The organism is Micromonospora sp. C31, from assembly GCF_018070575.1.
GTDB lineage: Bacteria > Actinomycetota > Actinomycetes > Mycobacteriales > Micromonosporaceae > Micromonospora.
In genome coordinates, this window is sequence record NZ_JAGPXN010000001.1 from 141,796 (window position 1) to 160,688 (window position 18,893).

At 73.9% G+C, this 18,893-nt stretch carries 16 protein-coding genes; 5 read left to right on the forward strand and 11 right to left on the reverse strand.

Going from position 1 to position 18,893, the window contains the following annotated elements:
* Positions 1 to 16 precede the first annotated feature (16 nt).
* Entirely contained in the window at positions 17 to 1,687 is a 1,671-nt protein-coding gene (locus KBX06_RS00690; protein WP_307854365.1) for a PP2C family protein-serine/threonine phosphatase, read from the forward strand.
* Between the two features lie 36 nt (positions 1,688 to 1,723).
* Here KBX06_RS00690 and KBX06_RS00695 read toward each other — a convergent pair whose 3' ends face one another.
* On the reverse strand, positions 1,724 to 2,257 hold the full coding sequence (locus KBX06_RS00695; protein WP_210832208.1) for a MarR family winged helix-turn-helix transcriptional regulator: 534 nt from the start codon (positions 2,255 to 2,257) through the stop codon (positions 1,724 to 1,726).
* Positions 2,258 to 2,353: 96 nt separating this feature from the next.
* Between KBX06_RS00695 and KBX06_RS00700 the strand changes: the two genes are divergently transcribed.
* Entirely contained in the window at positions 2,354 to 3,484 is a 1,131-nt protein-coding gene (locus KBX06_RS00700; RefSeq protein ID WP_210832210.1) for a PP2C family protein-serine/threonine phosphatase, read from the forward strand.
* A gap of 13 nt (positions 3,485 to 3,497) precedes the next feature.
* Here KBX06_RS00700 and KBX06_RS00705 read toward each other — a convergent pair whose 3' ends face one another.
* The 9 genes from KBX06_RS00705 to KBX06_RS00745 form a co-directional block, all read right to left on the reverse strand.
* On the reverse strand, positions 3,498 to 4,979 hold the full coding sequence (locus tag KBX06_RS00705; RefSeq protein WP_210832212.1) for a sugar transferase: 1,482 nt from the start codon (positions 4,977 to 4,979) through the stop codon (positions 3,498 to 3,500).
* Positions 4,980 to 5,192: 213 nt separating this feature from the next.
* Entirely contained in the window at positions 5,193 to 6,953 is a 1,761-nt protein-coding gene (locus tag KBX06_RS00710) for a substrate-binding domain-containing protein (protein WP_210832213.1), read from the reverse strand.
* 142 nt (positions 6,954 to 7,095) lie between these two features.
* Positions 7,096 to 8,133, reverse strand: coding sequence for a lactonase family protein (locus KBX06_RS00715; RefSeq protein WP_210832214.1), 1,038 nt, complete (start codon positions 8,131 to 8,133; stop codon positions 7,096 to 7,098).
* 134 nt (positions 8,134 to 8,267) lie between these two features.
* On the reverse strand, positions 8,268 to 8,870 hold the full coding sequence (locus tag KBX06_RS00720) for an ATP/GTP-binding protein (protein ID WP_210832215.1): 603 nt from the start codon (positions 8,868 to 8,870) through the stop codon (positions 8,268 to 8,270).
* On the reverse strand, positions 8,851 to 9,240 hold the full coding sequence (locus KBX06_RS00725) for a DUF742 domain-containing protein (RefSeq protein ID WP_210832216.1): 390 nt from the start codon (positions 9,238 to 9,240) through the stop codon (positions 8,851 to 8,853). Before KBX06_RS00725 ends, KBX06_RS00720 begins: the two co-directional genes overlap by 20 nt.
* Positions 9,230 to 9,649 carry a roadblock/LC7 domain-containing protein gene (locus tag KBX06_RS00730; RefSeq protein ID WP_210832217.1) on the reverse strand — a complete coding sequence of 140 codons (420 nt, stop codon included), beginning with the start codon at positions 9,647 to 9,649 and terminating at the stop codon, positions 9,230 to 9,232. The genes KBX06_RS00725 and KBX06_RS00730 overlap by 11 nt, the downstream gene beginning before the upstream one ends.
* The gene (locus KBX06_RS00735; RefSeq protein ID WP_210832218.1) at positions 9,649 to 12,336 is read right to left on the reverse strand and encodes a nitrate- and nitrite sensing domain-containing protein; all 2,688 of its coding nucleotides are present in this window, start codon (positions 12,334 to 12,336) and stop codon (positions 9,649 to 9,651) included. The genes KBX06_RS00730 and KBX06_RS00735 overlap by 1 nt, the downstream gene beginning before the upstream one ends.
* Positions 12,337 to 12,565: 229 nt before the next feature.
* Positions 12,566 to 14,056 carry a catalase gene (locus KBX06_RS00740; RefSeq protein ID WP_247684963.1) on the reverse strand — a complete coding sequence of 497 codons (1,491 nt, stop codon included), beginning with the start codon at positions 14,054 to 14,056 and terminating at the stop codon, positions 12,566 to 12,568.
* A gap of 32 nt (positions 14,057 to 14,088) precedes the next feature.
* On the reverse strand, positions 14,089 to 14,508 hold the full coding sequence (locus KBX06_RS00745; protein ID WP_210832220.1) for a Fur family transcriptional regulator: 420 nt from the start codon (positions 14,506 to 14,508) through the stop codon (positions 14,089 to 14,091).
* 174 nt (positions 14,509 to 14,682) lie between these two features.
* On the opposite strand from KBX06_RS00745, the gene KBX06_RS00750 reads away from it, so the two are divergent.
* From KBX06_RS00750 to KBX06_RS00760, 3 genes are all read left to right on the forward strand, one after another.
* Positions 14,683 to 15,279 carry a hypothetical protein gene (locus tag KBX06_RS00750; RefSeq protein ID WP_210832221.1) on the forward strand — a complete coding sequence of 199 codons (597 nt, stop codon included), beginning with the start codon at positions 14,683 to 14,685 and terminating at the stop codon, positions 15,277 to 15,279.
* Between the two features lie 10 nt (positions 15,280 to 15,289).
* Positions 15,290 to 16,255, forward strand: a complete 966-nt coding sequence (locus KBX06_RS00755) for a hypothetical protein (RefSeq protein ID WP_210832222.1) — start codon at positions 15,290 to 15,292, stop codon at positions 16,253 to 16,255.
* A gap of 153 nt (positions 16,256 to 16,408) precedes the next feature.
* Positions 16,409 to 16,792 carry a hypothetical protein gene (locus KBX06_RS00760; protein WP_210832223.1) on the forward strand — a complete coding sequence of 128 codons (384 nt, stop codon included), beginning with the start codon at positions 16,409 to 16,411 and terminating at the stop codon, positions 16,790 to 16,792.
* A gap of 112 nt (positions 16,793 to 16,904) precedes the next feature.
* Here the strand turns inward: KBX06_RS00760 and KBX06_RS00765 are convergent, their stop codons facing one another.
* Positions 16,905 to 18,692 carry a glycoside hydrolase family 6 protein gene (locus tag KBX06_RS00765; RefSeq protein WP_210832224.1) on the reverse strand — a complete coding sequence of 596 codons (1,788 nt, stop codon included), beginning with the start codon at positions 18,690 to 18,692 and terminating at the stop codon, positions 16,905 to 16,907.
* Positions 18,693 to 18,893 lie beyond the last annotated feature (201 nt).

The window sequence follows — 18,893 nt, forward strand, 5'->3', positions numbered from 1 at the left end:
CGCCCGGCGAGCGGCGGTGACCACCGCTTCCCGAGGCGGTGTCACGGGCCCGGCCGACGACGGTCGACCCGCCCGCCCCCACTCCGGCCGCTCCCCCGACACCGCGCGGCCGGCCGGCTTCCGGCTCACCCGCGAGGTGCTCGACGGGCTCGCCGAGGCGGTCCTGACGGTCGACCGGTCGGGGCTGGTCACGATGGTCAACGCGACGGCGACCGCGCTCCTCCCCGAGGTCGTGCCCGGCACGCACCTGCACGCCTGCCCGGTGCCGGCCGTGGCCCGCGCGGTCAGGGTCGGGGCGGACGGCTTCGACGCCGAGCACGGCGGTCGCCGGCTGCGTGGCGTACGGCGCGACCTGGCAGACGGGCGGCACGCCTGGTATGTGCGGGACGTCACCGAGGAACACACGCGCACCGAGGCGCTGCACGTCGAACGTTCCCGGACGGTGTTCCTCGCCCAGGCCGGCAACCGTCTCGGGCAGTCCCTCCAGCGCGAGCAGACCCTCCGGACGGCGACGACCCTGCCCGTGCCCTACCTCGCCGACCTGGCCGTGGTGGTCCACCTGCCGTCCCCGCCCGCGACGGGCCAGCCGCACTGGATCCGGTACGACGGGACCGACGCCGCCCCGGCGACCGGGCTGGCGACGTGGTCGTTGACCGCTTCCCTGCCCGGCCTGGCCGAGGCGCTGGCCGGGCAGGCGGCCGGCCCGTCCCCGTGGCCGGACGAGGAGGCGGACGGCCCGGCCACCGTGCTTCCGTCCCACTTCGGCCGCCCCGGCACCGTGCTGGCCAGCCCCATGCGGGGCGCCGGACGCACCACCGGCGCCCTGGTGCTGGTCCGCCGGGCCGGGCGTGCCGGCTTCGCCCGGCGCGACGTCGAGCTGGCCCGGGAGTTCGCCGCCCGGGCGGGCGCGGCCCTCGGCGCCGCCGAGCTCTACGGCGAGCAGGTCCACCTCGCCCGGGTGCTCCAGCACAGCCTGCTCCCCCCCGACCTGCCGGCCGTGCCGGGCGCCACCCTCGCCGGCGGGTACCGGGCGGCCGGGGACCGGCTGCGCATCGGCGGCGACTTCTACGACGTGTTCCCCGTCCAGGGGGGCGCGATCTTCGCCCTCGGGGACGTGGCCGGCAAGGGCGTCGGCGCGGCCGTGCTCACCGGTCGGGTCCGGCAGTCCCTGCGAACCCTGCGCCTGGTCGAGCAGCGGCCCCTGGAGTTGATGCGGCTGCTCAACCAGGCGCTCCTCGACGCCCCGGACGCCGCCCGCCGCAGCCAGTTCACCACCCTGCTGCTCGGCACCCTCGACGCCGCACCCACCGGCGGCTTCACCGTCCGGATCGCCGGCGGCGGCCACCCGTCCCCGATGCGCGTACGCGCCGACGGCGGGGTCACCCCGGTCGCGGTCGGCGGAATGCCGGTGGGCGCGTTCGCCGCCGCCCGATTCGCCGAGGCCGAACTCCGCCTCGCTCCCGGCGAGCTGCTGTTCGCGTACACCGACGGGGTGGTCGAGGCGCGCGGCGGCCCCGGCGGCCAGGAGATGTTCGGTGAGGAACGGCTGCGCGCGGCGCTGGCCTCGGCCGCCGGGTCGGCGCCCGCGGCGCTGGTCGACCGGCTCCTGGGATCCCTCGACGAGTGGCTCGACGGGCAGAGCCAGGACGACATCGCGATGCTGGCCGTCGCGGCGGCCCCGGTCTGAACGGAACTCCCGGCCGACGACGGCACCCCCGCCGGGTCAGGCCGTCCTTGCCACCTGCGGCTCGTTGCCCGGCTGCGCCTGCGTCGGCAGGCTGGCCGGACTCTCCATCGGTACGCCCGGCCAGGGGCCGGCCGCCTCGACGGACTCCACCGACGCGTTGCGGTGGCGCGCCGCCTCGTCGAACTCCCGCATGCCCCGCAGCAGGGCCTGGCTCCCCTCGGGGGTCATGTCGGCGAGGATCGCCGCGAGTTGCTGACGCCGGTCGTCGCGCAGCTCCGCGAGGAGCCGGCGGGCCTCCGGGGTCAGGTGCAGCGAGATCTCCCGTCGGTCGAACCGGCCGGGCTCGCGTTCCAGCATGCCCGCCGCCACCAGGCGGTCGCAGAGCCGGCTGGCGGAGGAGAGCAGCATGTCGAGCCCCGTGGCCAGGCGGCGGAGGTTGATCCCCTCGTGTTGCTCGACCAGCATGATCGCGCGCAACTGCGCGCCCGAGACCCGGCTGGTCGTCCGCTCCCGCGCGGCCTCCCAGACCGTCAGCAGGGCACCGGCCACCGCGTCGAGCTCGACGGCCATACTCGTCTCGGGTCCGTGGGGACCGTGCACTTGCGCCATGGTGGGCCCGAGACTACTCCGAATCCACTGGTCTGGGCTCGTGATGAAGGAGCGATGATGAGCGAACCGGTCGACCAGGCACGGCGCGCCCTCGACGAGGCGCCCGCCGATCTCCTGCTGGAACGGATCGCCGACGTCCTGGCCGCGGGCTACGGGACGACCCGGGTGGAGCTGCTCCAGGTCGACTACCGGCTGGCGACGCTGCTGCCGCTCGTCGGGGACGAACCCGTCACCTCACCCGGGCACCCCGCCTGGCGCTGCTTCGACCACCAGACCCCGATCGTCGCCGACGACACGGGTTACCTCCCGGTGTCGATGCGCGGGGAACGCCGGGGCGTGCTGGTGGTGGCCCCCGTGCCGACCCGGCCGGGCGCGCTCGACGAGCTGACGGAGGTGGCGACCGCGCTCGCCCACCAGATCGCCGCCGTCACCGAGGGCACGGACGTGTACCGGATGGCGAGCCGCAGCAGGCGCCTCACCCTCGCCGCCGAGATGCAGTGGGAGCTGCTGCCCGGCCGCAGCCGGACCCGCCCGTCGTTCCGCCTCGCCGGGCAACTGGAGCCGGCGTACGCGGTGCGCGGCGACAGCTTCGACTGGTCCGACGACGGCCACCGGGTCTGGTTGTCGACCATCAACGGCACGGGTGAGGGGGTGGCCGCCGCGATGCTCACCTCGCTCGCCACCCACGCGCTGCGCAACGCCCGCCGGTCCGGGCTCGGCCTCGCCGACCAGGCGGCCCTCGCCGACCAGGCGGTCTACGACGTGCACCGGGGCGACCGGCACATCGCGGCGCTGCTGATGGAGCTGGACCTGCGCTCGGGGCTGCTCACCCTGGTCGACGCCGGGTCACCCCGCCTCCTGCTGCTGCGCGGTGGGAAGGTCCAGGAGCTGCCGTTGGAGGCGCAGTTCCCGCTCGGCATGTTCGAGGCCACCGACTACCGGGAACAGCGCTTCGAGCTGTGCCGGGGCGACCGGCTCTTCGTGGTCAGCGACGGCGTGATCGACGCCACCGGGCAGAACGTGCGGTACGGCGAGACCGCGCTGGACCGGTTCCTGCGCCGGACCGGGCCGATGGAGCCGCTGGACGCCGTCCGCTCGCTGATCGGCGACCTGCGCGCGTTCGTCGCGGGCGACCTGATCGACGACGCGGTGGTGGTCTGCCTGGACTGGACCGGCCCGCAGGACTGAGGGGCCGGGCCGCTCAGTACGCCCCGCGGCTGTTGACCACCGCGCCGAAGGTCTTCCACAGGATCGTCAGGTCGGCCGTCAGCGACCAGTTCTCCACGTAGTAGAGATCGAGCCGGATGCCGTCCTCCCAGCTCAGGTCGGAACGGCCGCTGACCTGCCAGAGCCCCGTCATGCCGGGCTTGACCAGCAGCCGGCGGGCCACGTCGCCGTCGTAGCGGGCCACCTCGGAGGGCAGCGGCGGGCGAGGACCGACCAGGCTCATGTGCCCGAGCAGGACGTTGACCAGCTGCGGCAGCTCGTCGAGCGACCACTTGCGCAGCAGCCGCCCGACCCGGGTCACCCGCGGGTCGTCGCGCATCTTGAACATGAGGCCGTCGGTCTCGTTGCGGGCCGCCAGCGCGGCGAGCAGGGCGTCGGCGTTGATGACCATGGTGCGGAACTTGTAGACGCCGAACTCCCGCCCGCCCTGCCCGACCCGGGTCTGCCGGAACAGCACCGGCCCCCGACTGTCGATCTTGATCGCCAGCGCGACGACGGCCAGCAGCGGCAGCAGCAGCGTCAGGGCCACCGAGGAAACGGCCCGGTCGACGAAGCCCTTGACCAGCTTGCGGGCCCCGCGGAACTCCGGTGCCTCGACGTGGATGAGCGGCAGGCCGGCGACCGGCCGGGTGTGGATGCGCGGGCCGGCGACGTCGGTCAGTGCCGGGGCCACCACCAGGTCGATGCCGGTGCCCTCCAGTTGCCAGCCCAGCCGCCGCAGCCGGGTGGCGGTCAACTCACCGGAGGCGGTCACCGCGACGGTGTCCGCGCCGATGGCGGTGGCCGCCTCGGGGATGCCCCGGAACGAACCGACCACCGGCACGTCGCCCAACCGCTGTGCCACCGGGGCGAGCAGCGCGTCCGGGATGCAGGCGCCGACCACCTGGTAGCCCGCGTACGGCTCGCGGCGCAGCGTGTGCACCAACTCCAGCACGTGCGCGGTGTCGCCGACCACCAGCACCTTGCGCGACCAGCCGGCGCCCTCGGACCTCGCCCGGTGCAGGCGTTTCCGGGCGGCGAACCGGGCCACCTCCAGGCCGAGCATCCCGACGGCGAACGATATGCCGAGGAACCCCCGGGAGACGCCCACGTCGGCGATGTAGCCGGCGATCGCGATGCCGCCGGCGAGGCGCAGGCTGGCGGTGCTGACCCGCCGGTACTCGTCGGCGCCGTAGCCGAGGACCCGGTCGTCGTAGCAGCGCAGCACCCGCAGCGAGACCAGCCAGGCGAGCACCAGCCCGGGGGCGACCAGGACGTAGGGGATCTTCGAGCCGCCGGGGGCTTCGTCGCCGAACCGGGCGACGTAGCCGACGAGCACGGCGACGGTCAGGACGGTGGTGTCCAGCACCACCAGGGAGCGGACGTAGGCGCGCTCGCGGGCGCGGGCCGGCCCAGACCGCGGTTCGTCCGGCTTCGACGACGTGCTGGCGGGGGTCAACAGCGTCGCTGAGGTCACCGGCCCTCCCCACTTCGGTCGCCGACGGCCCGCGGACGGGGCCCGGGTCGCGGGCCCGGCACAGGGGCACCAGGACATCCTGCCCCGACAACCATGGTCGCCGATTGCTTCGGACGCATTACCGTCACTACTTTCCCCGAGGAACCCCTTTCGGGGAAAGGGCCCGCGGCACCCGGTCCCGTACGCTGGACCCGCCCCGCGCTGCGCGTCGGCTCAGGCCGGGGCCTTGCGCAACGCGATCGCCTTGAGGAAGATGTCGCCGATCCTGGTCGGGTCCTCGGTGACGAACGCCCCGCCGCCGGTGACGTCGGTGATCGACTTCAGTTCGGCCTTGCTCACGTCGCCGCCGATACCGATGATCACGACCTGCACGGGCCGCTCCGGGTCCTTGACCTTGTCGAGCTCGCCCAGCAGCTCCTGCTGCGTGATGCCGTCGGAGTCCTCGTTCTTGCCGTCGGTGAAGAGCACGATCGAGTTCACCCGGCCGGGCTCCCAGTTGTCCTGCACCTTCTGGTAGGCCGCCAGCACCGTGTCGTAGAGGCCGGTGTTGCCGGTCGAGGAGCGGATCGAGCCCAGGGACTGCTCCAGCTTGCCGCGCTGACGGGACAACGGCCCGATGGGCAGCAGCTCCCGATGGTCGCGGGCGCCAACCAGCCGCGTGGAGAACGTCCAGAGACCGATCGACCAGGAGTCGTCGAAGAGGTTCAGCCCCCGGCTGGCCGCCTCGACGGTGACCTGCTGCCGGGTCGCGTTGCCGGCGTTGGCCACCTTCTCCTTCATCGAGCCGGAGACGTCGATGACGGCGAGCATCCGGCCGGACTGGGTGGCGATCGACCAGCTGGAGACCGCCCGGTCCATGGCCTGCGGGTCGAGCCCGCCGGCAGCCGAGCCGCCGCCGTTCGCCGGCGGTGCCGGCACGCCACCGGCCGGGCTGGGTGCGCCCTGCGGCGCGTCGAAACCCTCGCCCCAGTTGCCGTCCGGCGCGCGCAGCGACCGGCTCGCCAGCCGGTCGCGGAAGCTGTCGCTGACGAGCACCTCGTAGAGCACCCGCGCCGCCGCCGCCTTGGCCGGCTCGATGCCGGGCAGCACCGCGTACGGATAGTCCAGCGGCGCGGGCGCCGGCTCCAGGTAGAGCGCGGCCAGCGGCACCGGCGGCTTCTTGCTGTTGTACTGGATCACGTTCTCTTCCGAGAGCGCCGCCGCACCCAGGCTGCTCGCGATCGTCGTGGGATCCGAGGCGGTGGGGAACCGGGCGAGCAGGTCCTGCCGCAGCGCGGAGCGGTCGGTGGCCAGCGCCCGCAGCGCGGCGACCTTCTCCTTCTCGGCGTCGGGGCCGCCGGCGGCGCTGGCGGCGGCCGTCAGCGAGAGCAGGCCGGACAGGCCGGCGGCGTCGCGGGTCGGCTCGACGATCCCGGTGCGCAACGGCTTGTCGCTCTGCACCTGTTGCAGGAGCTGGGTCCAGCTGAACTTCTTCTGCGGCCAGCCCAGCCGCGTGGCGATCGGCTCCGGCATCGCCACCACCACCGGGCTACGCGCGATGGACGCCCCGTTGCCCGGCTCGAAGGCGGTGGCGCCACCGGTCTTGAGTCGCAGCAGCCACGTGGAGGAGTCGGGCACCCAGACGTCCGGGCTGACCGACGTGCCGCTGGCCTGTCCCACGCCGGCCAGGGTGACGCCGTGCTTGGCGGCGACCGTCGCGGCCACGTCGACCGGGTCGGAGGCCGTGACGTTCACCGCTATGCAGGTGTCGCCGACCGCGGCGCCGTCCTTCACCCACTGCGCGGCGGCGTCGTCGACCGCCGGGGCGAGTTCGGCCGTGACCGCGACGGAGAGCTCGAGCCGCCCCGAGCAGTTGGGTTGCGCCAGCTGCTGGTAGCCGAACCAGCCGCCGGCCGTGACGGCGAGGACGCCCACGGCGGCGGCTGCGGTGGCTGCGTGAAGGTTCGTACGCATGCGATGGCGGCCTGCTGACACGCTGACCATCTTGCGGACCCGTCGGGACGACTGCCACGGCCGTTCGGACGAAAGTTACGCACGAGAAACAGTTGATCGCCGAATCATGACGCTGAGTGAGGATGGCGTTCCGTCGCGGTGATGTCACCGGCATCGTGGCTGGTCAGGGCAGCACACAGGTGGGACTCGGCACCGCCACGGGCTCCCCCACCGGAACCGGGACGCCGGTGGCCGCGTCCACCCGGAAGACCCGCACCATGTCCGCCCGCTCGTCGGCGACGTAGAGGTGCTCGCCGGCCCGGGCGAAGTGCCGCGGCCACTCGCCGCCCGTGTCCACCTCCGCGACCAGCTCCGGCAGCTCAGCGGAGACGGCGAAGACCGCGACGGTGCCCACCCCCCGGTTGGCGACGTAGAGGTGGCGCCCGTCCGGGCCGACCGCGATCTCCGACGGCTGGACGTGCCCGGGCCGGTCGCTCGCCTCGACCCGGCCCCGCTGGTGCAGCGCACCGTCGCCGGTCAGCTCGTAGGCGGTGACCGAGCCGTCCAGTTCCCCCGCCACCCAGCAGCGCCGCCCGTCGGGATGCCGCGCCAGATGCCGGGGGCCGGCGCCGGCGGCCGTACGCACCCGCGGCGCCCGGGGCACCAGCCGGCCGCTGGCCGCGTCCAGGTCGTAGCGGTAGATCGAGTCGGTGCCCAGGTCGACCGCGAGCAGCGGGCCCCGGCCCGGAGCGGGGTTCACCATGTGGGCGTGCGCGCCCTCCTGGCGTTCCGGGTCCGGCCCGTGCCCCTCGTGCTGCACCAGGTCGCTGCGCTCGCCGGGCACCCCGTCGGGGTCGAGCGGAAACACCGTCACACTGCCGCCGCCGTAGTTGGCCGCGACGAGGTGACCACCGCCCGGGACGACCGCCAGGTGGCAGGGCTCCGCGCCGCCGGTGGCCCGGGTGCCGAGCGGGGTGAGTTCGCCGTCGACGCCGACCCGGAAGGCGCTGACCTGCCCGTCCGGCAGCTCGTTCACCGCGTACAGCACGGGCAGCCGCGGGTGCCGGGCGAGGAAGGAGGGCGAGGGGGTGACCGCGACCACGCCGAGCGGGGTCAGCTCACCGGAGGCGGGGTCCCGTCGCGCCGCGACGATGCCGGTGCCCCGGCCCCCGCTGTGCGCCGTGTAACCGCCGATGTGGACGATCTCGTCCTGACCTGTCACCGGATCCGCCCTCCGTCGTTCCTGCACCGATCCCACCAGCCTTCCCGCTGGGCCGCCCACTTAGCCCCGAAGACCCCGCCGAATCGCGGCGGCCCGGCCGGGCGGACGCCCGCCGGGGTCGCCGCCGCGCGGGATCAGGCCGCCGGCACGGGCTCGCCGCGCTGCCGGGCCACGTGCTCGACAAGCGCGATCAACACCTCCTTGCCGGACTGCCGGTCCCGCGCGTCGCAGAGCACCAGCGGCACGTCGGGGTCGAGGTCCAGCGCCTGGCGGACGGACTCCAGGCCGAACTTGCGGGCGCCGTCGAAGCAGTTCACCCCCACCACGAACGGGACGCCCCGCTGCTCGAAGTAGTCGATCGACGGGAAGCAGTCGGCCAGCCGGCGGGTGTCGGCGAGCACCACCGCGCCGAGCGCCCCGAACGCCAGCTCGTCCCAGAGGAACCAGAACCGGTCCTGCCCCGGGGTGCCGAAGAGATAGACCTGAAGGTCGTCGTTGATCGTGATCCGGCCGAAGTCCATCGCCACCGTCGTGGTCGACTTCGCCTCGACGCCGGAGAGGTCGTCGGTGCCGATGCCGGCGCCGGTCAGCACCTCCTCGGTCTGCAACGGCCGGACCTCGCTGAGCGCGCTCACCAGCGTCGTCTTGCCGGCGCCGAAGCCCCCGGCGATCAGGATCTTGAGCGCGAGCGGGACCCGGGAGCCGGATCCGGTTCGGTCATAGCGCACGGAGTCCACTGACCACCGCCTTGAGGATGTCGTCGTCGGGCAGGTACGCGGCGGCCGTCGGCTGGTGCACCGCGACCAGCCCCCGCGCCAGTAGGTCGCCGAGGAGTACGCGGACCACGCCCACCGCGAGGTCGAGGTCGGCCGCGAGTTCCGCGACGGGGACGGGCCGGGCGGCCAACTGCACCAGGCGCCGGTGCTCGGGGTGCAGCTCGGGGTGGACGCTCGGGTCGGCCGCCGCCTCGGCCAGCACGAACGCGACGAGGTCGAACCCGTCCGCGGCGGACCGGACCCGGCCGCCGGTGAGTGTGTAGGGCCGCACGACCGGACCGGCGTCGTCGTCCAGCCACTCGTGCTGCGGCCCGGGCGACTCAGCCCGCATCGGCGGCCCCCGTCGTCGACCGGGCCGGCGCGCTCAGGTTCTCCCCGACCCGGGTGACGAGCATCGCCATCTCGTACGCCACCAGGCCGATGTCCGCGTCCGCGTCGCTGACCACGGCAAGGCAGGCGCCCTGCCCGGCAGCGGTGACGAAGAGGTACGCGGACTCCATCTCCACCACGGTCTGCCGGACCGCCCCGCCGGCCACCTGCCGACTCGTGCCCCGGGCCAGGCTGGAGAAGCCGGAAGCCAGCGCGGAAAGGTGCTCGGCGTCGGCGCGGTCCATGCCGGCGGAGGAGCCGACCAGCAGTCCGTCCGCGGAGAGCACCACCGCCTGTCGGGCGGGCGGCACCCGCTCCACCAGCTCGTCGAGCAACCAGTCGAGATCGGCGCTCTGCCTCGTCGGATGCATCAGGCGTCCCTCTCAGTCGCGGTCTTGGGTTCGGGTTCCACCGGCCGCTCGGCCGACGTCGGGCTCGGGTCTTCGGGTGGCCGGCCCTGCCGGTCGGTGGTGCCGGCGGCGGCCGGCCCGGTGGGGGCCGCGGTGGTGCCGTCGCCGGTCTGCTCCGACGCGGGCCCCGGGGCCGCCGCGCTGCCGCCGGACGCCCGGTCCGGAGCCGCCCCGGTGGCCGCGGCGCGACCACGGGCGGTGCCGGCCTGCAGGGCGGACATGGCCCGCCGCGCCTCCTCCGGGCTGCGCGGGGCGGGACTCTCGGTCAGCGGTTGCCGCAGCGTCGGGCCGTCCAGCGCGGACCACCGCCCCGGGGCTTCCCCGGCGGACGGCTGCCCCCCGGGCGTGCCCGGCGCCGATTGCCGGGGCCCGGGCGTGCCCGGGGCCGATTGCCGGGGCCCGGGCGTGCCCGGGGCCGATTGCCGGGGCCCGGGCGTCGGTGGCCGCCGGCGCACCCGTCGGGGCAGCCCGTCGACCTCCCCGACCGGGGTCGGGACGCCGGAGGCAACGCCGTTCCGGGCCGGGACGCCGGGAGCGGCACCGCCCGTGGTCGGGCCACCGTGAGCGGCGCCGTTCGGGGCCGGACCCGCGGTCCCTCCGGGCGGCGCCGGTCGCGCGGCGGCCGGAGTCACCGTGGCGGGTGCGGCGGCGCGGGCCGGACGGGGCAGTGTGCTCAGCCGGCTCGCCCGGGCGAGCCGGCGCTCCTCCGGGGTCCCCGCGGCTGGCCGCGCCACCGGCGGGCCGCCGGTCGGGGGCAGGGAGGGCTCGTCGGTGACCAGGTCGGCGGGGATGAGCACCACGGCGGTCAGCCCTCCGCCGTCGGACGGGCGCAGCCGCACCCGGACGCCGTGCCGGGCGGCGAGACGGGCCACCACGAAGTGCCCGAGGCGGGCGGTCTCGGTCGGCTCGAAGTCGGGCGAGCGGGCCAGCCGCCGGTTCGTGTCCTCCAGCGCGGCGGCGGACATGCCCAGGCCCCGGTCGGTGATCTCGATCGCGTAGCCGTTCGCCACGTGCTCCCCGGAGACCGCCACCCGGGTCTGCGGCGGCGAGAACGCGGTGGCGTTCTCGATCAGCTCGGCGAGCAGGTGGATCACGTCGCCGACGGCCCGCCCGAGCACGCCGGCGGGCGCCACGGCGGTGATGTCGACCCGGTCGTACGACTCGACCTCGGAGATCGCGCCCCGGGCCAGGTCGACCGTCGCGACCGGGTTGCGCCAGCCCCGCCCGGGGGCCGCGCCCGCCAGGATGACCAGATCCTCGGCGTGCCGCCGCAGCCGGGTGGCGAGGTGGTCGACCCGGAACAGCTCCGCCAGTTCGTCCGGGTCCTCGGTGTGCCGTTCCATCCGGTCGAGCAGCGCGAGCTGCCGGTGCACCAGTCCCTGGCTGCGCCGGGCGATGTTGAGGAACACCTCGTTGAGCCCGCGCCGCAGGGTCACCTCGTCGACGGCCGACTGGACGGCGGTGCGCTGCACCTCGGTGAACGCCCGTGCCACCTGGCCGATCTCGTCGCGACCGTACTCCAGCGGGGGCGCCTCCCGGGCGACGTCGACCTGCTCGCCCCGGCGCAGCCGGGCCACCACGTCGGGCAGCCGGCGCTCGGCCGTCTCCAGCGCGGCCGTGCGTACGCCGGTGAGCCGGTGCGCCAGGTTGCGACCGACCCGCAGCGACACGAGGACCGAGACCACGACGGCGGCCAGCCCCAGCACCCCGGCGGCGCCGAGCCGGCCCAGGATGCGCACGGCCGACGGCACCGACCGGTCGGCGAGCCCGTCGGCCTGCGCCAGCTCGAAGTCGCGCAGCGCCTGCTGCACCGCCTGGTAGCTCTCCTGCCAGGCCGTCGGGTCCACCGTCGGCCGGCTGCTGGCGGATCCCGTGCCCACCAGCGTGTCCTGCATGGTCCGCAACCGGCCGAAGGCCTCCCCCTCGGTCATCCGCTGGAACGCGGCGCGCTCGGCGTCGGGCAGGTCGGCGACCGCCGTCTCGGCGAGGAACCGCTGGTTGCCGATGGTCTGCACCAGCTGGAGGCGCTCGCCGTCGGCGAACCGGCCGGCGATGAACGCCCCGGCGAGCAGGGCGTCGGTCTGCCCCAGCAGCTCCCGGGACCGGCCGAGCGCGGTGACGGCGAGCGCCTGCCGGTTGAGGTCCCGGTCGGGCAGGTTGGCCATCGCGGAGAACGCCTGGAAGGCGGAGTTGATCATCCCGCTGTAGAGCCCGATCGCACCGGCCCGGTCCACCGCCCGCTGGTCGATGAACTTCCGTCCGGCGGGCAGCGCCTCCAGCGCGGTGGCCAACTGGTCGAGTCGGGCGTCGAGGATGTGGTCGGCGGCGTCGCGCAGGTCCTCCCCGCCCACCCGGCGGCGCAGCTCCGCGATCGCCCGGTCGGTCCGCTGCCGCTGCTCGGCGAGCCCGGGCGCGGTGCCGTCGCCGGCCAACTGGACCACCGAGAGCCGGCGCTCCCGTTGCAGCTCGGTCACCACGGTCTCGCCCGGACGGCCGAGGTCGTAGAGGAGGGTCCGGGCGGCGAGCAGGTCGAGGGCGGGCCCGAAGGTGAGCGTCGTGGCGAAGATCCAGAGCGCCAGCAGAGCGGTCACCGGCACGACGACCAATGCGGTCAGCTTCGAGCGGATCGGCCAGTCACGGGTGTTCAATCAGACCTCGCCCGGAAGGTGTGGCTGCGGGGGCGCCGGCGCCGGCCGGGCAACGTCGCGGTCGGACGGTCCCGGCCCGCGGTGCCGGGAGGTCCGGCGGACGCCTTGGGCAGGATACGTAATCCTCGCCCGATGCACTACCGTCCGTCGCGTCCGGCCTACCCGACGAGCGTCCACATGCGACGAACGCCCCGCCGGAGGCCGGCGGGGCGTTCGTGGGCGGTGCGGATCAGGCGTCGGCGGGGATGCCGAGACCCTCGGCGACCCGACGGCCGTAGTCGGAGTCGCACTGGCTGAAGTGCCAGACCATCTTCTCCTGGATGTGCTTGTCGCACTGGGCCAGCAGGGTGGTGAGGTTGAGGATCAGGTCGTCGCGCTCCCAGTCGTCCATCTCGCGGTAGCGCCGGCCGGCCTGGGAGTAGTTGTCCTGCCGCTCGATCGGGGCCTTCATGATCTGGCCCGAGACGAACGGACGGTACTCCCGGTAGGACTCGTCGGCCTCCCGGAGGCCCGCGACCGAGGACGGCTCGAAGTTGATGTGCGGGTTGGCACCACGGTCGTCCACCCCGTAGGACATCTGGCCGCCGCCCTGGTTGGTACTGACCCGCACGTCCTCGCGCGGCCGGTTGACCGGCAGCTGGAGGTAGTTCGGGCCGACCCGGTAGCGCTGGGTGTCCGAGTAGGAGAACGTCCGGCCGACCAACATCTTGTCGTCCGAGAAGTCGATGCCGTCGACCAGCACGCCGGTGCCGAAGGCGATCTGCTCGTTCTCGTCGTGGTGGTCGGTGATGTTGCGGTTGAGCGTCATCATGCCGACCGGCAGGTAGGGGAAGTCCTCCGCCGGCCAGATCTTGGTGTCGTCGAGCGGGTCGAAGTCCAGCTCCGGGTGCTCGTCGTCGCTCATCACCTGGACGTTGAGTTCCCACTTCGGGTGCTCGCCGCGCTCGATCGCCTCGTAGATGTCCTTCGAGGCGTGGCCCAGGTCGGTGGCCTGGACGGCGTCCGCCTCGGCCTGGGTGAGGTTGTGCTCGCCCTGCTGGGACAGCCAGTGGAACTTGACCAGCACGCCCTCGCCCTCGGCGTTGACGAGGCGGTAGGTGTTCACCCCGGAGCCGCGCATCGTCCGGTAGTTCCTCGGGATGCCGTACGGGGAGAAGAGCCAGGTCAGCATGTGCATCGACTCGGGCGTGTTCGACATGAAGTCGAAGATCCGGTTCGGCTCCTGGCGGAAGGTGACCGGGTCCGGCTTCAGCGAGTGGATCACGTCGGGGAACTTGATCGCGTCGCGGATGAAGAAGACCTGGAGATTGTTGCCCACCATGTCCCAGTTGCCGTCCTCGGTGCGGAACTTCACGGCGAAGCCGCGTGGGTCGCGGGCCGCCTCGGAGGAGTCCCGCCCGCCGATGACGGTGGAGAAGCGGACGGTGACCGGGGTCCTGCCGCCCTTGGTCTGGAACAGCTTGGCCCGGGTGTACGTCGATGCCGGCTCGTCACCGATCGTCCCGTACGCCTCGAACTCGCCGTGTGCGACGAAGCCGCGGGCGTGCACCACCCGCTCCGGGATCCGCTCCCGGTCGAAGTGGCTGATCTTCTCCAGGAAGTGGTAGTTCTCCAGCGTCGCCGGGCCGCGCGAGCCGACCGTCCGCTGCTGCTGGTTGTTGTGCACGGGGTGACCCTGACGGGTGGTGAGGATCGGCTTGCTGGCCTGCGGGTCGCTCATGGCTCTCCTCCAGATCGGTGTGGCGGCTGGCGTCAGCCGTGTCGCGGCTGGCATCCGGGGCACCGGCCCCAGTACGTGACCTCGGTGAACTCCACCGCGAAGGCGGCGGCCCCGGGGTCGAGGCAGGGCCCGGGGGCCCGGTTGCGCCGGGTGTCGACGATCGCGCCGCAGTCCCGGCAGACCAGGTGGTCGTGGTCGTCCCCGCCCACCTCGTACCGGGCCGGACCGCCGGCCGGGGTGAACCGGCGCAGCAGACCCGCGCCGGTGAGCGCGTGCAGGACGTCGTAGACCGCCTGGCCCGAGATCCGCCCGAGGCGGACCCGGGCGAGTCGGGTGATCGTGTCGGCGTCCAGGTGCGGCCGGTCGCGCACCGTCGCGAGCACCGCGAGCCGGGGCCGCGTGACACGCAGCCCCGCCGCCCGCAGGCGTTCGACGTCGGATCCGACCGGCATCTCCCCACCCAAGCCCGTTTTCTGGAACGAGTCAAGTTTTGACGGTCCATCACTCTGTGTGACTCGTCATGTCCTGACGGGGAATGGACCACCGGCGGGTTCGTCAGGAAAGTGCCGCGAAACGGGATTGGCGATCACTGAGCGGAGGGAATACCACCTGACGAAGGAGGAGCCATGTCGCCCACGCAGGTAATCGTCATAGTTCTCGTCGTGCTGGTGGTGATCGCGGTCGCGGCCGTGGCGGCCCGGTCGTACGCCCGCCGCCGCGCGCTGCGGTCGCGGTTCGGACCCGAGTACGACCGCGCCGTCGCCGAGCAGGACAGCCGGACCGCCGCCGAGCGGGAGCTGCGGGAGCGGGAACGTCGCCACGCGGATCTCACCCTCACCCCCCTCGCCCCCGAGTCCCGGGCCCGGTACGCCGCCGCGTGGGAGGAGCTCCAGGTCCGCTTCGTCGACTCCCCCGCCGAGACCGTGGGAGACGCGGACGAACTGGTCACCCGGCTCGTCGCGGAACGCGGCTACCCCACCGGTGAGTTCTCCGACCAGGTCGCCCACCTATCCGTCGAGCACGCCCGAACGCTGGGCCACTACCGCGACGCCCACGAGATCCACCTGCGCAACTCCCGGGGCGAGGCGAGCACCGAGGAACTGCGCCAGGCCGTCGTCCACTACCGCGCCCTCTTCGCCGACCTGCTCGGCGAGGAGCCGGTCGGAGCCCGACCGTCCGAGCAGCGCAACCCGGACAGCCAACACGACGCCACGAGCCGCTAGGAGGATCACCATGCGCCAGGAAGAGCAGCGGGTGGGCAACGAGCACCCCGAGGCCGTCCGTTCCGAGCCGGTGCCGGTGCCGCCTCCGGGCGACCGGGCCGGCCGGGCCGACGTACCCGAGGACGCCCTGGACGACCGGGGCACCTTCGACGACCCGGCCGTCGCCGGCGACGAGCCGTCGCGCGGCCGGAGCGCCGGCAGGGACCGGCCGCACGAGCGGGACGCCGACGGCGACCGGCCCGGGTTCCACGAGCCGGGGCCCGTGCCGACCGCCTTCGGCGCCACCAGCGTCGGCGGCGCGGTCGCCGCGTCCGCCCTGGCCAGCCCTCTTCCGGAGGACGAGCCCGACCCGCGTTCGGAGTCGACCGCGCGGCCCGGCGACGGCGCCGTGGGCGGCCCCGGGGAGAACCGCCGGGCGGACCCGACCGCCGGGTTCCACCGCTCCGTCGGGCTCGGCGACGCCGAGCCTGATGACCGGCAGGCCCGCCGGGGTGACGCGGAGGTGCCGCCCCCCGACGCCACCGACGGCCGTCCCGGGCGCCGGGCCGACCGGGTCGGCGACCCGGAGGACCGCGCGGCGGGGTACGGCAGCGCCACACCGGCCCTGGTCGACCCGGACGCCGAGCACGCGCCGGTCGGCCGCGCGGGCACCAAGGACCTGGAGGCCGCCGGAATCGACCGGCCCGCGGGCGCCACGGTGGCCGCCGAACCGGCCAGCCTCTTCGACCCCACGACGGCGCAGGGGTTCCGGGACCGCTGGCGGGACGTGCAGCTGCGCTTCGTGGACGATCCCCGCGCGGCGGCCGGGGAGGCCCAGTCGCTGGTCGACGAGGCCATCCAGGCGCTCTCCTCGGCGCTGTCCGCGCAGAAGAACAAGCTGGGCGGCTGGCAGGACGCCGGCTCGGCCGACACCGAGCAGCTCCGGATGGCGGTGCGCCACTACCGCGACTTCCTGGACCGGGTGCTCGGGCGCTGACCCGTTCCCACGAAGGCGCCCCCGGCCGACCGGTCGGGGGCGTCGCCGTGTCCGGAGCCCGCACTGGCCGGGACGCGGTGGCGGGCATGGGGCCCGCCACGGCGGGTACGCGATCAGGGCCAGGAGACCATCGGGCGCCAGGAGGGCAGCGACATGACGGACCGTGACCGTGACCGGCCGCTGGAGGAGAGCCCGGAGACGGCGACGGCGGTCGACGACGACACCGGCGTCCCGCAGCTGATGACCGGGGGCGGCGCCGACCGCGACACTCCGTCGTTCACCGGGGGCGGGGACCAGCCGGCCGACGACACCGGCGGCGACGAGCTGATCGGCGACCCGTACGCCGCCGGCACCGGCGCGACGGGCACCGGCACGGGCGCGGCACCGGAGCACATCCGCACCGGGGCGGAGCAGCCCTGGGAGCCGGAGGACCTGGTGGCGGCCCGGGGGCAGGACCTGACGGCGGAGAACGTCGAGCGGGCCCGCCGGGACCTGGCCGAGCTGGGCCGTGCCGCGATCGAGAGGACGGTGCCCTGACGGGCGCACGCGAGGGGGCCCCCGGCCCGACCGTCGGACGGTCGGACCGGGGGCCCGGGGAACCTGCCGCTGGAGCGCCTCACCTACTGCCAGCGGCGGGTGGGCTCCGGTCTCAGAGCGCCGGGTACGCGTTCTGCATGAGCTGCGTGAACTGCGCCGGGAACCAGGCGCCCGAGATCGGGGCGTCCGGCAGGGCGCCGCTCATGCTGTTGCCGTTACGGGCGTTACCGGTGTAGGTCGGGTCGCACATCCGGTCGAAGCCCTTGCCCTCGTTGTTCGGGATCTCCTTGCTGGAGCCGTCCGACTCGCCCGGGGGCTTGACCCAGACGTAGGCGTCGATGCCCGGCTCCGGCGCGGCCTTCGGGCGCTCGCCCAGGCCGGCCCCGGCCTGGTTGCACCAGTTGCCGGCGTGGATCCGACGGTCCACCCGACCGCCGTTGACGTAGGTGTCCACGTTGGTCGTCGCGCCCGGGCCGGTGGGTCGGGCCGAGCCGCCCCAGCCGTTGCGGGAGGTGTCGATCAGCATGCCGATCTTCGAGTCGAAGCCCTTGGCGACCAGTTCGTTGCGGAACGCCTGGGCGAACGAGAGCTCGTCCACGTAGAAGTTCCAGTCGATCCACTTGGACTGGCGCACGCTGGTGCCGTTGACGTTGTCGGTGATCTTGATGTGCGGCTCGCGCAGCGCCGAGTAGTTGGCGGTGTTGACGATGAAGCCGTGGACGTGGTTCACCGTGCTGCCGGAGGCGACGGCGGCGTCCTTCAGGATCTGCGCGGTCGGGCCGAAGTTGCTGTCCCAACCGATCCAGCCGTGGTGGGCGGCGTCGATGTAGTTGTAGACGTTGCCGATCGCGCCCAGCTTCGACAGGGCGTACCCGACGCCGTTGACGTAGGCGCCGTTGGCCTTCACCGTGTCGCACATCGCGGTGCCGCCGGGGTTGCCGGAGGTGTTGGTCACCAGGTTCGGCAGCGAGTCGATCTCGATGATGTTGATGATGCGCAGGCTGGCGTACTTCGGGTCGCCCTGGATCGCGGCGATCGGGTCGATGTACTCGGCCTTGTAGCGCGGCAGCTCGTTGGGGCCGAGCTCACCGTTGGACGCCAGCGCGGCGCAGTCGCGGCCGGGCAGGTTGTAGATGACGAACTGGATGTAGTTCGCCCCCTGCTCGAGCGCCTTGTTCAGGTGGTCACGGACGCCCATGGCGCCGTTGGAGCTGCTGTCCGGGGTGCCGTTGATGGCGGCGATCCGGTCGATCCAGACGGCGGTCGGGTTGTTCGACACCCGGTTGCCGCCGGGCACCGACTCGGCCTTGGCCTTCCACTCCGGGTTCACGTACCCCTGGGCGTTCAGGTAGGGGTTGTCCACCTTCTGCCCGGGCGGCGGGGTGGTGGGCGGCGGAGTGGTGGGCGGCGGGGTGGTCGGCGGCGGCGTCGTGGGGGGCGGCGTCGTCGGCGGGGCCGTGGTGGGCGGGGTGCCGCCGTTGCAGGTCACGCCGTTGAGCGTGAACGAGGTGGGCTTCGGGTTGCTACCGCTCCAGGCGCCGTTGAAGCCGATGCTCACCGTGGCGCCGCTGGCCACCGTGCCGTTGTAGGACTCGTTCTGCGCGGTGACGTTCCGGCCGCTCTGGGACCAACGGGCCGACCAGCCCTGCTGCACGCGCTGGTTGCCGTCGGGGAAGGTGAAGCCCAGCGTCCAGCCGTTGAGGGCGTCGCCGATGTTCTTGATGTTGACGGAGGCGGTGAACCCGCCCTGCCAGTCGCTGGTCGTGTACGACACGTCGCACTGGGTGGCGGCGTGCGCCACGGTGACCGGCAGGGCCACCAGTCCGCCCGCGACCAGAGCGCCCGCGCCGCCGAGCGCGAGGGCCCGGCGGGGGCCGGACAGCCTTCTCCACATATTCATGCCACTGATCTCCTTGGGCGAGACCGGATCCGCGAACGGCCCGGCGTTACGGCCCGATGGGCGTCCTGCACGGACGTCCGCCGGTGCCACGGGTTCTTCGGGGGGTGCCCGACCCGGACGGGCGTTGTGGTGGTGGTCCGACCGGCGACAAGGTGCCGGCCGGGAGGCGGGACGTCGTCCGGCGAACCGGTGCCCTCGACT